This window comes from Streptomyces glaucescens (assembly GCF_002154375.1).
Classification (GTDB): Bacteria; Actinomycetota; Actinomycetes; order Streptomycetales; family Streptomycetaceae; genus Streptomyces; species Streptomyces glaucescens.
The window spans coordinates 14816-29403 of sequence record NZ_MUND01000055.1 but is presented as its reverse complement, the minus strand read 5'-3'; the positions used below and the strand labels follow the sequence as shown (position 1 = coordinate 29403).

At 68.6% G+C, this 14588-nt stretch carries 12 protein-coding genes; 6 read left to right on the top strand and 6 right to left on the bottom strand.

Going from position 1 to position 14588, the window contains the following annotated elements:
- The 5 genes from CCN42_RS04425 to CCN42_RS04405 all read right to left on the bottom strand — a co-directional run.
- Positions 1-350, bottom strand: a 350-nt coding sequence (locus CCN42_RS04425) for a transposase (protein ID WP_143661847.1), incomplete at its 3' end; no start/stop codon positions are given.
- A 512-nt stretch (positions 351-862) separates the two neighbouring features.
- A complete protein-coding gene (locus CCN42_RS04420) occupies positions 863-1870 on the bottom strand; it encodes an Lrp/AsnC family transcriptional regulator (protein WP_211294628.1) in 1008 nt (335 codons plus the stop codon).
- 175 nt (positions 1871-2045) lie between these two features.
- On the bottom strand, positions 2046-3431 hold the full coding sequence (locus CCN42_RS04415; RefSeq protein ID WP_086733156.1) for an aldehyde dehydrogenase family protein: 1386 nt from the start codon (positions 3429-3431) through the stop codon (positions 2046-2048).
- Positions 3431-4531, bottom strand: a complete 1101-nt coding sequence (locus CCN42_RS04410) for a phenazine antibiotic biosynthesis protein (protein ID WP_086733155.1) — start codon at positions 4529-4531, stop codon at positions 3431-3433. Before CCN42_RS04410 ends, CCN42_RS04415 begins: the two co-directional genes overlap by 1 nt.
- A gap of 108 nt (positions 4532-4639) precedes the next feature.
- Entirely contained in the window at positions 4640-5662 is a 1023-nt protein-coding gene (locus CCN42_RS04405; protein ID WP_086733154.1) for an MDR family NADP-dependent oxidoreductase, read from the bottom strand.
- Between the two features lie 400 nt (positions 5663-6062).
- Here CCN42_RS04405 and CCN42_RS04400 point away from each other — a divergent pair, with 400 nt between their 5' ends.
- Entirely contained in the window at positions 6063-7517 is a 1455-nt protein-coding gene (locus CCN42_RS04400) for an MFS transporter (RefSeq protein WP_086733153.1), read from the top strand.
- A 74-nt stretch (positions 7518-7591) separates the two neighbouring features.
- Here CCN42_RS04400 and CCN42_RS04395 read toward each other — a convergent pair whose 3' ends face one another.
- The gene (locus CCN42_RS04395; RefSeq protein WP_086733152.1) at positions 7592-8611 is read right to left on the bottom strand and encodes an Lrp/AsnC family transcriptional regulator; all 1020 of its coding nucleotides are present in this window, start codon (positions 8609-8611) and stop codon (positions 7592-7594) included.
- Between the two features lie 262 nt (positions 8612-8873).
- Here CCN42_RS04395 and CCN42_RS04390 point away from each other — a divergent pair, with 262 nt between their 5' ends.
- The 5 genes from CCN42_RS04390 (at position 8874) to CCN42_RS04370 (ending at position 14561) form a co-directional block, all read left to right on the top strand.
- Positions 8874-9764 (top strand): SAM-dependent methyltransferase, encoded by an 891-nt coding sequence (locus tag CCN42_RS04390; protein WP_211294626.1) that lies wholly within the window; start codon positions 8874-8876, stop codon positions 9762-9764.
- Between the two features lie 321 nt (positions 9765-10085).
- Positions 10086-11408: an FAD-dependent oxidoreductase gene (locus tag CCN42_RS04385; protein ID WP_086733150.1), complete on the top strand. Its 1323-nt coding sequence runs from the start codon at positions 10086-10088 to the stop codon at positions 11406-11408.
- A 162-nt stretch (positions 11409-11570) separates the two neighbouring features.
- On the top strand, positions 11571-12773 hold the full coding sequence (locus CCN42_RS04380) for an acyl-CoA dehydrogenase family protein (RefSeq protein ID WP_086733149.1): 1203 nt from the start codon (positions 11571-11573) through the stop codon (positions 12771-12773).
- A gap of 52 nt (positions 12774-12825) precedes the next feature.
- Positions 12826-13305: a PhzA/PhzB family protein gene (locus CCN42_RS04375; RefSeq protein WP_211294625.1), complete on the top strand. Its 480-nt coding sequence runs from the start codon at positions 12826-12828 to the stop codon at positions 13303-13305.
- Between the two features lie 71 nt (positions 13306-13376).
- Positions 13377-14561, top strand: coding sequence for a 3-deoxy-7-phosphoheptulonate synthase (locus tag CCN42_RS04370; RefSeq protein ID WP_245877143.1), 1185 nt, complete (start codon positions 13377-13379; stop codon positions 14559-14561).
- Positions 14562-14588 lie beyond the last annotated feature (27 nt).

Below are 14588 nucleotides of genomic sequence, written 5' to 3'. Positions count from 1 at the left end.
AAGTACTGGCGGGCCACCCCGACCGACGCGGAGCCGCACTTGGGGAACGACACGTCGTCGACCACCCACACCTCAGGCGTGATCACCTCGGCCAGCCGCTCAGTGATCCGCCGCCTCACCGGCAGCGGGTCCCACGGCGACTGGTTCACGAACTGCTGCAGGGCCTGCATGTTCCCGTCCGGCAGCCGCTCGGCCATCGGCTGGATCGACTTCCGTCGGCCGTCCAGCATCAGACCCCGCAGATAACACTCACCCCACCGTCGCTGATCCCGGCGCGGCAACGACCCGAGCACATCGGCAACGAACTCCGATAACTCACCCCGGAGCCGTTCCACCTCCCCCAGCCTCATACCGGAGAGGATGCCCACCACCAGCAAAGATCACCCAACGTAACGAAGTACTACTAGCTGACCGGACCATACGGCAGCGGGCAGGAGCAGGGATCGCACCAGATATTTGTGCACGTCAGTACCGGGCATAGCCGGTCGCATCCTGAGTGCGGCAGTCACGTCCTACCGGCCTTCTGGAGCAGGTGACCGACTCCCCCGCTGGCGCCCGGCTTGCCGCCCACGGCCACGCTGGTGGGCCTGATCAGCGCTCTGCGCTACTTCAGCACGGGCTGGATTGACTCGGTGAGGTGCTGCGCGTGTGCGCTGTTTCGCGCCTCGTCATCGACGTGAGGATGGGGATCGGTCCGTCGACCAGGGACGGGACGGTCCCCGCCCTGGCCCTCGTCCGCAGCGTTCACCAGCTGCCTGTCCTCCCGATGTCGGGATAGGTAGTTCCGAGTCTCTGGCAGGTGTTGTGCAGGCACCAGGAAATAGGTGGAGCACCCGGCTTTGTCGGAGCGCTCGGCGCTTTCTTACCCGCGGCGGGATGACGGCGGCGCGGACGCGAACGTTCCCACCGCTTTGAGGGTCCGTAGGACAGGGGCCGTCTCCAGGGTGCGGATTGCCCGCACCGCGCCCAGAGCGTGGGTGAGGTAGTGGTAGAAAGCTGCGGTGTCTCGGCACAGAGCGTGAGCCACGAGGTTGGTGGGGCCGGTGGTGTGGGCCACGAGGGCGAGTTCGTTATGGCGGGCCAGCTTCGTGGCCACGTGATCGAGATGTGCGGGAGCGACCGCCATCCACAGCAGGACCTTGGTGCTGACGCCCAGGAGCGCGGGGTCGATCTCCACGTCGAAGAAGATCGCGCCGCAGTCGTGGAGGCTGTCCAGTCGGCGCGACACCGTCGCCGGCGACCAGCCGGTGGCGTCGGCGAGGTCACCGAGGTTGGTTCGGCCGTCTCGTCGCAAGGCGTCCATGAGGGCGTGGTCCGCCGGGGAGAGCCGCACCTGCCCGTACTCCGGGGGCCGGGGCTCCCGGTGTCCCATCTGGCTTGTGCCTCTTAGGAGGCGTTGCTGTCGCGAGGTGAGGGTGTTGGCGCTCATGCGCCAAGGGGTGCGCCAGCCGACATAGGTGTGCAGCAGGTGGTGCGCGGAGACGGCCGTGAGTCCGATGCTGGGCGGGAGTTCGCGCAGCAGCAGGGAATGACCGTGCGCGGTGCCCAGGGGTGTCTCGAGCACGGCGACGATCTCGGTGCCGCCACCGGTTAGGTAGACCCACGATGTGTCCTGGCGCTGGACCAGGGCGTGAGCGAGATCCAGTGCCGTCTCAGGGGCTGCGGTCAGGCGGAGCAACCACTGCTCGTGGCCTGTCAGGTGGGGGTCCGGCAGTCCGACGACGCGGAGTGCGGCGTGTTCGCGCAGTCTGTCGTAACGACGGGAGACCGTCTGTGGGGACACGGCCAGAACGTTCGCTATCTGCGTGAAAGAGGCACGTCCGTCGATGTGCAGCGCATGGATCAAGGCGCGATCGAGGTCGTCGAGCATTCGCACACCATCCTTCACGCACCATGTGGCAGGGCGCGGCAAGCCGCCGGTGGCGACGCCTGCACACATCGGTGCTCCGCTCGGTCGTGATCCGGGCCCAGCTGCCCGGGAACACCGAGGGGAAGTCTCCTCCGCCTCGGTGGTGGCGGCGAGCGTTCGCCGCCACGGATAACGGTCAGTCCCTGATCACCGATTTGCAGCGCATCAGGAATTCGGCGAGGTAGCCGTCGTGCGGCATGCCGGACTCCATCCAGTAGGTTCGGTGGTCTCCCACGTACACGTTACTGATCGACGGTTCTTCGAGCAGTCGGTCGACGAGCCGGGTGTCGTGTGTCATTACCGTCAGGACGAGGCTGTTCCTCAAGGGCGTGAGTCCCGCTTCGTGCGTCCACGGTGCGACCCACACACAGGGGAAGGGGAGTTCGACGGAGGTCTGCGGCGCATTTGGCCGGTCGAGCTGATGGATCGCGGGCCGGAGTACGGCGCTGCCGTCGCCCAGTTCTTCGGCGATGCCGTCGCCGCCCAGCCAGGGCTTGGCTCCTGCCGCCTTGTGCAACAGGAGCGCCTCGAAGCCCTTGGCCGTGGCTACAGGCTGCACGGGGCAGACCGCCCGGGGATCCTCCGGCGGCAGGCTGGGCACGGACGAGAGACGTTCGGCCAGCGCCTCGCAGAGCGGGGTCGGGTCGCCTTCCACGAGGATTGCGGTGGTGTTGACGCAACCGGTGCCGCCGTGGCCACTCACGGAGTCGACGATGGTGTCGAGGTGGTCCCTCCAGTCCACCTCTTCGGTCACCAGGATCTTCGAACGGCCCGGTCCCTGCGGGAGGATCGACGAGTGTGTGGCGTACTTGCGTACCACGTCCTCGCCTCCGTAGACCATGCCGAGGTCGGCGCCGCGCAGCACGGCGTCCGCGGTGGCGTGGTCGGTCGGCAGCAGCACCACTTGGTCGTTGTTGAAGCCGGCGCCGCGCAGTGCCGTGATCAGCCGGTGCGGGGTGAAGGGTTCGCGCCGGGAGGGCCGGACTGCGACGCGGTAGCCCAGCGCCAGCGATTCCGGCCAGAGGCTGTGCGGGCCGGGGTGGTTGCCGGCCGCGTGCACGGCGAAGACGCTCCCGCGCCGTGCCCACACCGCACGGCCGGTGCGGGTCAGTGGGTCGTCCCACCGTGTCACCGATCCGGCCGGCCGGGCGTGCTCCACACTGTAGTGGACCTTCCTCAGCCGGGCCGCGATCGCCCGGGTGGTGGCCCGCACTTCGGAGATCGGGATTCCGCCGACCCGGCTGACCAGGTACTCGTACTCCTCGACCGACTGGCCGCCCAGCGCGGCGGTCGAGAACAGCTCCGCGGCGCGAGCGATCATGCTGATCCGCTCGTCCACTGCGGCACTGGCGGCGCGGTGCAGGGACTTCATCGTGCGCTCGACGAACACGGGGGGCACCAGGCTCAGTTCGGCGACCTCCCGGCCCGCGACGTCGGTCACGGCTACGCGGTTGCGGGCTCGGAACGTGCCTTGCGCCCCCAAGGCGTCGAGCTGTGCGGGATCGGTGCGGGGCTCCGCCATCAGTAGACCCCTTCGATTACGGCCTCGTCCTCGAAGGTCTCGACCGGAGCGATGTCCGCCACCGCGTCGCCGACGTGACCCGCGAGGGGCTCGATCCGGACCGCCGTGTCCCGCTCCAGGTTGTTGGGCAGGAAGAACGACTTGCTGACGTGGTGGACCAGGACGCGGCCGCGGTCGCCGTATGCGACGGGCCGGAGCGTCTGCGAGTCGACGACGGAGAACGTCACGTACGGGCTGTAGGCGTCGAAGACGCAGCCGGAGTCCTCTGGGAGGTCCGGGCGCTCGCCGGCGATGCCGAGGATCATGGTGCTGCCGTAGTTGCCGCACAGGACCGTCTTGGGGAAGACCTCGGTCTTGTAGAGGTAGCGCGAATCGGGATCCAGCTGGGTGCCGCCCCAGCGGATGGCCCGGACCTTCTCGTTGACCAGCTCGGCCAGGTCGTCCCGGCGGGCCAGCCGCTCAAGCAGCGGGGGCGTGATGGTCAGGACACCGATGTCCTGGGTACGGAGCACGAGCCCGGCCTGGTCGATGAGATGTTCGGCGTAGGCGTCGGCATCGGCGCCCCGTCCGCCGGCGATCAGCTTCTTCACCCAGCGGGGGTCGAGGTCGACGGTGAAGCCATGGCGCCCGTGGGTGGTCGCGGACCTGCGGAAGTACTCGCCCACGATGTGCGGGCCGGTCGGGACGAGGCCGAGCCAGTTCGCGCCGCCGGGGAAACCGTGGGCGTCGAGGTTGGCGTTGCTCCAGTGGAGCATGCGCTCCAGCCAGTCGCGGAGCAGGACGACCCGCTTGGGGGCACCCGTGGTCCCGCCGCTCTCGAACACTCCGACGACGTCGGGGCGCCGGCCGTAGCCCTGGGGGATCAGGACCTCGGCAGGGACGTCGCGCAGTTCGGCTGCCATGTTCGGGAAGAGCCGGAGGTCTTCGTGGGTGCGGATGTCGCTGCGGGGATCGAAGGGGAGGGTCTTGGCCCGTTCCAGCCAGAACCGGGAACCTGTATCGGGGTGGAAGTGCCACTCCATGGCGGCCCGGATCAGTACGTCCGGCTCGGGACGGACATCGACAGGGAGGTCGAGGACTTCAGTGCTGGCGCGCGGCACGGGGACTCCTTCTCGGCGTGTCGAGGTGAGGGCGGGGCTGCGGAGCGGTGCGGAACTCTCCGCCGGCCCACCGCTGTTGCGTACGAGGCACGGAGCTGGGGAGCAGAGCTACAGCTCGACGATGACGGCACCGATGTGGCGCCCTTCGATCACCTCCAGCAGGGCCTGCGGCGCCTGTTCAATGCCCTTGATCCGGACGTGGGGGAAGACCATCTCCCCCGCACGGAGCCACGCACCGAACCGCTCGGTCCACTCCATACGGTCCTCGAAGTCGTCCGAGCTGAAGCCGCGCATCACGATCCGCTTGTGAATGAGTGGCAGGGAGTCCAGCTCGACGGGTGCGGAGGTGCCCGTGCCGTCTTCGGAGAGCTGTCCGGACAGGGCGCCGACCAGGACGAACCGGGCGCCTGGACGTGCCGCTTCCACAGCCGCCCGCAGCTGTTCGCCGCCGACGTTGTCGAAGAAGACGTCGATGCCGTCCGGTGCGGCCTTCGCGAGCTGCTCGACGATCGGCTCCGCGCCGCGGACGACGGCCGCGTCGTAGCCGAGTTCGTTCACGAGACGGTCGGCCTTCTGCCGCGAGCTGGTGCTGGCGATCACGCGGCCGGCGCCGAGACGCTTGGCGATCTGCCCGGCCATCGCGCCGATTCCGCTGCCGCCGGAGGAGACGAAAACCGTGTCCCCGAGGCGGAGGTCGACCCCTCGGGTCAGCGCCGCGTAGGCCGTCCAGCCCTGCTCCAGATGGGTGATCGGATCGGGCAGCGCTTCGCCGTCGAGCCGCATGCACTCGGCCGCGGGCACGACGGCGTACTCGCGCCAGCCCAGCCAGTGCGACACCAGATCACCCGGCCGCAGCGTGCAGTTCTCCTGGGCGTGGACGACCTCGCCGATGGCCGCTGCGACCAGGGTGTCGCCGGCGTTGAGCACGGGGAACGGGGTGTCCTGCGTCGCACCCGCGATGAGGATGCGCAGCGTGGCGAAGACATGGAAAAAGCGGTTGCGGACCAGTACCTCGCCTTCCCTCGGCGGAACCAAGGGCGTCTCGACGACACGGAGATGCTCCAGCCGTGGCAAACCGTCGGGCTTGGCGACGAGGCGGACTTCTCTGTGGGTAGCGGGCACGGCTGCCATTCAGGCTCCTGAGCAGGAAGGACGTAGGGAAGTGAAGCCCTGGCGCACGAGGCGGTGACCAGGGGAACCCAGCGTGGAGTCGGCACGCATGTCGCCTCCAGTAACGGCGCTGAACTGGAGCATTTTTTCCATCCCAGGCGGCTGCCTGAAGGAAGCGCACACTCGCGTCGGCGTGATCGCCCCCGCCGTGGGGCCGACGACCGCGGGTACGCGCGCAGGGCGGCGCGTGGGATATCACCACCGCGTGTGCCTCCGATGGAAGGAATCGTCCATCTTCCCGCTCTGACTGGAGTCGTCGGATCCGCCCCTCCACTGTGGCTCGTGGTCGAACCCGACGCCCTGTCCCCCCGGGGGAGAGGGCGTCGAGTCGATGTACCGACAAGAATGGAGAGGAACTCCGATGACTGCTGAGCGTGTGATCACGCCGACTCCCACGGCGGCGTACCGATGGCGATGGCTGGCGCTCACCGCCCTGCTGCTCGGTGAGGCCATGAACCTGCTGGACGCGACGATCGTCCAGGTAGCCGCGCCTGCGATCCATGCCGACCTGGGCGGGTCGGTGTCCGACATCCAGTGGTTCACGACGGCCTACACCCTCCCGTTCGCGGTGCTGCTGATCACCGGTGGCCGACTGGGTGACATCGCCGGCCGGCGGCGCATGTTCGTCGTCGGCACCACCGGATTCATGCTGGCGTCCGTCGCGTGCGCCCTGGCGCCGACGGTGGGTCTGCTGATCGCCTTCCGCGTGGTGCAGGGCGCGGCGGCGGCCGTGGTCATTCCCCAGACCATCGGGCTGATCAAGACCATGTTCTCCGGCGCCGAGATGGCGAAGGCCCTGGGCAGCATCGGCCCGGTGATGGGCCTGGCCGCCGTCTGCGGCCCGGTGCTCGGCGGCGTCCTGACCCATGCCGACCTGTTCGGCTCGTCGTGGCGCGCTGCCTTCCTGGTCAACGTCCCGCTCTCCGTGATCGTGCTCGCCATCGCCCCCAAGATGCTGGAGGACCGCGCTCCGAACCGGCCCACTCTCGACCTGACCGGCACGCTCCTGGCCGTGATCGGTGTCGGGCTCGTGGTCTACCCGCTCATCGACGGTGACATCTCCGCGCTGTCCGGGTGGAGCTGGGCGGCCATCGTGGCCGGTCTGGTCGTGATGGTCGTGTTCGCGTTGTATCAACGCCGGGTGGCCGCGAGCGGGCGCAGCCCGCTGGTGGAGCCGAGCCTGTTCAGGCGTCGCAGTTTCCCGGCTGCACTGGTGACTTCGACCTGCTTCTTCGCGGTGACGAACGGTCTGATGATGGTCATCGTGCTGCAGCTTCAGCTGGGGCTCGGCACCGACGTGCTCTCCGCGGGTCTGACGCTCGCTCCGTGGTCGGTCGGCCTGGCCGTCGCGTCGTGGGTGGCCGGTGCCCATCTGATCCCGCGCCTCGGCCACCGCACGATGCCGCTCGGTCTCGGAGTGTTTCTGGCCGGGGCGTTGGCCGCCATCGCCGTGTACCACTCGGCCGACCCCTCGGCGTACCCCACGCCGCTGCTGGTAGCGCTGGGCGTCATCGGCGTGGGCGCCGGCCTTTTCAGCCCCGCCTTCTTCAGCATCTCCCTGCACCCGCTGAAGCCTCAGGAGATCGGGACGGCCGCGGGGCTCCTGAACGCCGTCCAGCAGCTGGGTGCCACGCTCGGCGTCGCCGTCCTGGGCAGCGTCTATCTCAACAGTGCGGCGTCCGGCGGCGCCTCGGCCTCGCTGCACGCGATCGAGGTCGCTTTCTGGGTCGCCGTGGCGCTGGTGGTGGTCAGCTTCGTCAGCAGTCGGATGATGGTCGAGAAGGGAGCTGCGGACGGCACCGGGGCACAGCACTGACCGGGCCACCGGCCCGAGCGGTTCATGCGGCGGCCTTGCGGCCGCCGCATCGGCATGTAATGGAACGAGGGACGTCACGATCGCGCGCGTGCGGTCGGGGCGGTCCGTCGGCTGCGGGCGAGATCCGTGATCATCGGGCTCGCAGCTTTGACGTTCTGGAGTACGGGGCTGGCCTCCAGAGTGTGGATCGCGGCCAGGGAGCCGAGCCGGCGGGCGAGGTAGTGGTGCAGGTCGGCCGGGTCCTTGCAGAGCGCCTGGGCCACCAGGTTGGTGGGGCCGGTGGTCGCCGCGACGAAGGCGAGTTCGTCGTGGTTCGCGAGGGTCTCCGCCACGTTCTCCAGATGTGCGGGGCTCACCGACATCCAGAGCAGGGCCCGGGTGTTGGCGCCGAACAGCCCGGTGTCGACCTCGACGTCGAAGAAGATGGCGCGTCCCGCCTGCAGGTCGGCCAGGCGGCGGGCGACGGTGACGGGTGACCAGCCGGTCGCCTCGGCGAGTTCCGCATGGCTGGCGCGCCCGTCCTTCTGCAGGGCGATCAGTAGATCCGCGTCCGAGTCGCTGAGTTGGCGGGGCACGGGGACGTACGCCGTGTCGGCGGCGTCGTGCGAGCGGAGTAGGCGTTGCTGCTCCTCGGTCAGGGTGTCGGCACTGCCGCGCCAGTTGGTGGGGCCGCCGAGGTAAATGTGCAGCAGACAGTGGGCCGACACGGCGGTGATGTTGTTCGTCCGTGGAATGTCGCGCAGCAGCAGGGAGTTGCCCTTGGCGGCGTCGGTGGGCGTGTGGATGACCGCCACGATCTCGGTGCCGCCCGAGGTGAGTTTGACCCACGACGTGTCCGGCCGGCGGGCCAGGGCGTGGGCGAGGTCCTGGGCGGAACTCGCTGCGGCCGTGAGTCTGACGAGCCACTGGGTCTGACCGGCTCGGTGGGGGTCGGCGAGACCGACGACCCGTAGAGAGGCCTCGTCACGCAGTCGTCGGTAGCGGCGGGCGATGGTCTGGGGGGAGACGTCGAGGGCGGCGGCGATCTGGCTGAACGGCGCGCGGCCGTCTATGTGCAGCGCGTGGATCAGGGCACGGTCCAGGGTGTCGAGCATGCACTCATCCTTCAGTGGGGGCCTGCTCCGTGGAATAAAGTTGAAGATAACGCGGGCCACGCTACCATCGCAGCCGCAGAGGTCCGCAGAATTCCATCAGTTCACCGCTCAAGGAGAGAGTCGTGCATAGTTGGCACGTGAAGCGGACGGGCACACGCTCGTGGCTCTCCTCTCTTTCAAGCCCCATCCGTCCTGGAAATGTTCAAGCCACTCCACAGCGTTTCGGACGCCGAGCGTACCGGCGCGAGCTTGCCTCTTTGCTTTGATTTTCACTCGTCTTGGGGAGGACTTTGTGGTCGAATTAGAGACGCCTTCGATAGGGGTCGGGCAGACCGCTCTCTTCGTCGCATGGATGCGGCAACTGGAAAGCGACCGTCCGGATGCGCTGTTCCGGGACCCGCTCGCCGCCGCGATGCTCTCGGCCCTGGCTGAGGACCCGTTGCTGGCCGACGTGGCCGAGGTGATCAAGCAGACTCACCGGAGCGCGGCCGGCTTTCCCACGTACTTCGCAGTGCGCACTCGGTTCTTCGACGACGAGGTGATCTCCGCGACCCGGGCCGGGATCCGTCAGGTCGTCACGCTGGCCGCGGGGGTGGACGGACGCACCGTTCGGCTGGACCTGCCGGCCGGGACGCGCTGGTTCGAGGTGGACCTGCCGGAGATGACGCCGTTCAAGGACGCGCTGATTGAGCGGTCCGGCCTGCCCCTGGCGTGCGAGCGCCGCGGAGTGGCCGCAGATCTCAGGGAGGACTGGCCGACGGCGCTGCGAGCTGCATCTTTCGATCCGTCGCAGCCCACGGTCTGGCTGATCGAAGGCCTTCTGATGTACCTGACGGACGCCGCCGGGGACGCGATCCTGGCCGGTGTGAGCGAGCTGTCCGCGCCGGGCAGTCGGCTCATGCTGGAGCACCTCAAGGCGGCCATGCTGGAGGAGGAGGGCCGGCCGGTACGTGAGCGGGTCGAGGAGCAGGGCGCCTCCTGGCTCTCCGCCCGCGACGACCTCGCGTCCTGGCTGGGCGGCCACGGCTGGAGCGCCCAGGTGTACGCGGGCGACGACCCGCGGATCGGACACGGGCGCGCGGTGGCGCCGCTCCCGGCGTGCTGGCTGGCGTCCGGAACACTCACCCGGCCCGACGGCGATCCCGTGAGCTGACAGGAAATCTTCGGCCTCACCGGCGGAGAAGGTCGGATTGCAGAACCCCACAGCCGGACCCGCAAACCCTGGCGCCGTACGACCGTCTTTTCCGGAGAAATGTGGACCTCATTCGCGAGTTTGTCACAGTGCCGTAGCGCGGTCCGTCGCGGGTCGTTACGGAGCGGCATTCCTGGACAGTGACGAGTGACCGACTCGTCGTGCCGCCGCCACGCCATTCCCACATCCCCTCAAGCACAGAGGAGGAATCGCATGTCAGACGACGCCGCACGCCCGCGTCAACCGGAGGAACCCCGCTTAAGAAACGGTAGCCACTGCATTGTGCTGGGGGCGAGTATCGGCGGGCTTTTCGCCGCACGGGTGCTGTCCGACACGTTCGACCGGGTGACGCTGATCGACCGGGACACGTTGCCGAAGACGGCCGAGAACCGGAAGGGCGTGCCACAGGGCCGCCACGCGCACGCCATCCTGCCCGCCGGTACGAAGTGGCTCCATGAGATGTTCCCCGGTCTGCTGGAGCAGTTCGAGGCGGACGGGGTGTCCGTGGTCCGGGAGCCCGCCGAGATGCACTTCGCACCCGGCGGCCATCTGCTCAGCCAGGAGGGCCGCCGCAGGGACCCCATCCCCACCTACCAGCCGAACCGCCCCCAGTTGGAGGGCGGAGTGCGCGCTCGGCTGAGGGCACGGCCGAACATCAAGATCATCGACCGGTGCGAGGCGGCCGGTCTCGTCAGCTCCCCGGATGGACGACGCGTCGTCGGCGCCCGGGTCGTAGACCGGGACGGCGGAGCCGAGCGGGAACTCGCCGCGGACCTCGTCGTCGACGCGACGGGTCGTGGCGGACGGACGACACGATGGCTCGAGGACCTGGGCTACGACCGGCCGCAGGAAGACCACCTGGCGATCGACATCAAGTACGTCAGCCGGAACCTGAAAGTGGCACCAGGCGTCCTCGGCAGCAAGAAGGTCGTCATCGTCGGCGCCTGCCCGGGCCGGCCGACCGGCGCGACTTTCCTCCAGCACGGGGACGACCACTGGATGCTGACGCTCATCGGCTACGGCGGGCACCACCCGCCCACCGACCCGGGCGAGTTCCTGGAGTTCGCCAAGCCCATCATGCCCCCGGACGTGTTCGAGGTCCTCTGCGCCGCCGAACCCCTCGACGCCCCAGTCGCCCACCGCTATCCGGCGAGCGTGCGCCGGCGCTACGAGCGGCTGCAACGTTTCCCCGACGGACTGCTCGTCTTCGGTGACGCCATCTGCAGCTTCAACCCCGTCTATGGTCAGGGAATGTCCGCGGCCGCACTGCAGGCCGAGGCGCTGCGGGACGCCCTGGCCCAGGGCCGGGACCAGTTGCCCAGGCGCTTCTTCAGGACGGCCGCCCGCCGCATCGAGGTCGCCTGGCAGATGGCCCTCGGTAGCGATCTCTCGCTGCCCGAGGTGGCGGGCACGCGGCCGCTGCCAGTACGCGTCATCAACGCGTACTTCGGCTGGTTGATGACCGCCGCGGAACGCGACTCGGCGCTGACCCAGGAGTTCGTCAAGGTCAGTTCCCTCCTCTCGCCCCCGACGATTCTGCTGAACCCCGCCACGATCGGGCGGGTCGTCGTGGGGAACCTGCGTCGGCGTCTTTCCGCACGCTGAATAGTAGAAATTTCGAACGCTGCATGAGAAGTCGCCGTGCAGGTCAGCCATGCCATTTTTCGGGCATACGAATTCTCTGCGCCCTGAAATTCTTTCCTTGACTCCGGCGTTTTCGGAGTCCTAGCGTTCCAGAGCCGAGGAATCCGAAGGGAATGATTCGGAATGTCAAACACCGTTTCCGCCGTACAGGATCCCGACCGCGCCGAGCTTGTGAAGCGGGCCGAGGGCCTGCGGGACCTGCTGTGGGAAGACGCCGTCGTATGCGAAAGCGAGCGGCGCGTTCCCGAACGAGTCGTCTCCGCCGTGACCGAGGCGGGCCTGCTGCGGCTGATGACCCCGCGCCGGCTCGGCGGCTACGAGACGGACATGCGCACCCTGCTCGAGGTCGCCACCGCGCTCGGCCGCGGCTGCTGCTCCGCCGCCTGGCTAGCGGGCGTCCTGAATGCCGGAAACTTCGTGGCGGCGCTGTTCCCGCCGGCCGCCGGCGACGAGGTGTGGGGCCGGAATCCCGACGCCCGGTGCGCCCTGGTCCTGGGGATGCCCGCACCGAACGTCGAGCGGGCCGAGGGCGGCGTCGTCGTCAGCGGCGAGTGGGCCTACGTCTCCGGCTGCCTGCACGCCCAGTGGGTCAGCGCCCTGATCGCCGTCCCCACCGCCGAGGGCGGGCCCGACATCCAGTTCGCCCTGATGCCTGCCGACGAGATCACCATCAAGGACACCTGGCACTTCGCCGGCATGCGCGGCACCGGCAGCAACACGGTCGTCGCCGACCGTCTCTTCGTACCGGACCACCGTCTGGTGCCCTACCTGCCCATCCTCAACGGCGAGACCGACGGTGTCGTCGACCCCGATCTGCCCTACCGCAACAGCCTGACCGGCCTGTTCGCCATCGGCCTGATCGGAGCGCTGATCGGCGGCGCCGAGGCCGCCCTCGCCTTCGTCCGTGACAAGGGCCCTACCCGTCCCGTCGCAGGCTCCACCTACCGCGACCAGACCCAGTCGCCGACCTTCCAGCTCGACCTGGCCGACGCCACGTCAAAGATCGACACGGCCAAGCTGATCGCCCTGCGCATCGCCGACACCGTCGACGAGTACGCCCGGGCCGGCAAGAACATCGACCTGACCATCCGGGCCCGCAATCGCCTGGAGTCCGCCCAGGTCGGCCGGCTGTGCCGCGAGGCCGTCGACACCCTGATGACCGCGCACGGCTCCTCCGCCTTCAACGAGGCCAACCCGCTCCAGCGGCTCTGGCGCGACATCAACGTCGGCAGCCGCCACGCCGGCTTCGGCATGGGCATCCCCGAGCAGGTCTACGGCCGCGCACTCGTCGGCCAGGACCCCCGCGACATCAGCTTCATCGTCTGATTCGAGGCACGACCGACCCCATCCGTTCCCGACCTCACAGCTGAGGACACCCATGGCAGAGCCCCGCATACCCACCGACGAGACCGAACTGCGCGCCCACAACCGCGCCATCGTCAGGCAGTACATGAACACCCGTGGCGAAGACCGGCTCCGGCGTCACCTGCTCTTCACGGAGGACGGTGTCGGCGGTCTGTGGACCACGGAGAGCGGCGAGCCGATCGTCATCCGGGGCCGCGACCGGCTCGGGGAGCACGCGGTCTGGTCGCTCAAGTGCTTCCCCGACTGGGCCTGGGTCAACATCGAGATCTTCGACACCCAGGACCCCAACCGCTTCTGGGTCGAATGCGACGGCGAGGGAAAGATTCTCTTCCCCGGATATGATGAAGGTTTCTACCGCAATCACTTCATCCACTCCTTCCTGTTCGAGAATGGGAAGATCAAGCAGCAGCGCGAGTTCATGAACCCGTGCCAGCAGTTCCGGTCCTTGGGAATTTCCGTCCCGCGCGTCGAGCGCGAGGGAATACCAACCTGACAGGCTGGCGACGCGAGCACAGGACCGACATGATCGGCCGTTCATTCTCATCGCCTCACGGGGGTAGATTCGTGGGACAGGCAGTAACCGAAATACAGAGCGCCAAAGCTCTGCAACAGCCCGAATGGAGCGACCTCTCGCAGGTCCAGCGCGTGAGGGACATCCTCGGTTCCCGCCCGCCGCTGGTCCGCGTGGAAGACGTCCACACCCTCCGGTCGCTGCTCGCATCCGTCGCCGCCGGCGAAGCGCACGTGGTGCAGGCCGGGGACTGCGCGGAGGACCCGGAGGAGTGCACCGCGGAGCACGTACGACGGAAGTCCGCCGTGCTCGACCTGCTGGCCACCACGCTGAAGATGGTCACCGGCAAGCCCGTCCTCCGGGTCGGGCGTATCGCGGGACAGTTCGCCAAGCCGCGGTCCAACTCCTTCGAGCAGGTCGACGACCTTGTCCTGCCCGTGTACCGCGGACACATGGTCAACGGCCGGGAGCCTGAACTGGAGAAGAGGCAACCGGACCCGCTGCGCATCCTCACTGGGTACATGGCGGCGGGCGACATCATGGAGCACCTGGGCTGGCGCGCACCCGCCCTGCGCGCGTGGCCGAGCGTCGAACCCCTGGTGTGGACGAGCCACGAGGCCCTCCTCCTGGACTATGAGGTCCCCATGATCCGCGAGGTCGGAGACGGCCGGCGTTGGCTCGGCTCCACGCACTGGCCGTGGATCGGCGAACGGACCCGGCAACTCGATGGCGCCCACGTCGAGATGCTCGCCGATGTCGTGAATCCGGTGGCATGCAAGGTGGGCCCGGCCATGACCTCCGAGGAGATTACGGCCCTGTGCGAGCGTCTCGACGCGCTCCGGGAGCCCGGCCGCCTCACGCTCATCTCGCGCATGGGTGCCGACGCCGTCGAAGAGCGCCTGCCATCCCTGGTGGCGGCGGTCCGCTCCGCGGGGCATCCCGTCATCTGGCTGTGCGACCCCATGCACGGCAACACCGTCACCGCACCGGGCGGCAAGAAGACCCGGCTGCTGAACACCCTCGCCCGGGAGGTGGCCGGGTTCCGGCGAGCGGTGGCGGCGGCGGGCGGTGTGGCCGGCGGACTGCATCTGGAGACCACCCCGGACGATGTGACCGAGTGCGTCGCTGACACCGGCTCGCTCGGATTGGTCGGCGAACGGCACACGACTCTCTGCGACCCCCGCCTCAACTCACGGCAGGCCGTCTCCCTGGTCACCGCCTGGTCCGACGCTCTGTGAGCACCCCTGTTTCGGCCACATCACTGG

Coding starts and splice junctions, on each gene's coding strand:
- CCN42_RS04415 (WP_086733156.1), bottom strand. CDS start 3,431: ATGGCGGAGCCCCGCACCGATCCCGCACAGCTCGACGCCTTGGGGGCG.
- CCN42_RS04380 (WP_086733149.1), top strand. CDS start 11,571: ATGTCAAACACCGTTTCCGCCGTACAGGATCCCGACCGCGCCGAGCTT.
- CCN42_RS04405 (WP_086733154.1), bottom strand. CDS start 5,662: ATGGCAGCCGTGCCCGCTACCCACAGAGAAGTCCGCCTCGTCGCCAAG.
- CCN42_RS04395 (WP_086733152.1), bottom strand. CDS start 8,611: ATGCTCGACACCCTGGACCGTGCCCTGATCCACGCGCTGCACATAGAC.
- CCN42_RS04420 (WP_211294628.1), bottom strand. CDS start 1,870: ATGCTCGACGACCTCGATCGCGCCTTGATCCATGCGCTGCACATCGAC.
- CCN42_RS04375 (WP_211294625.1), top strand. CDS start 12,826: ATGGCAGAGCCCCGCATACCCACCGACGAGACCGAACTGCGCGCCCAC.
- CCN42_RS04400 (WP_086733153.1), top strand. CDS start 6,063: ATGACTGCTGAGCGTGTGATCACGCCGACTCCCACGGCGGCGTACCGA.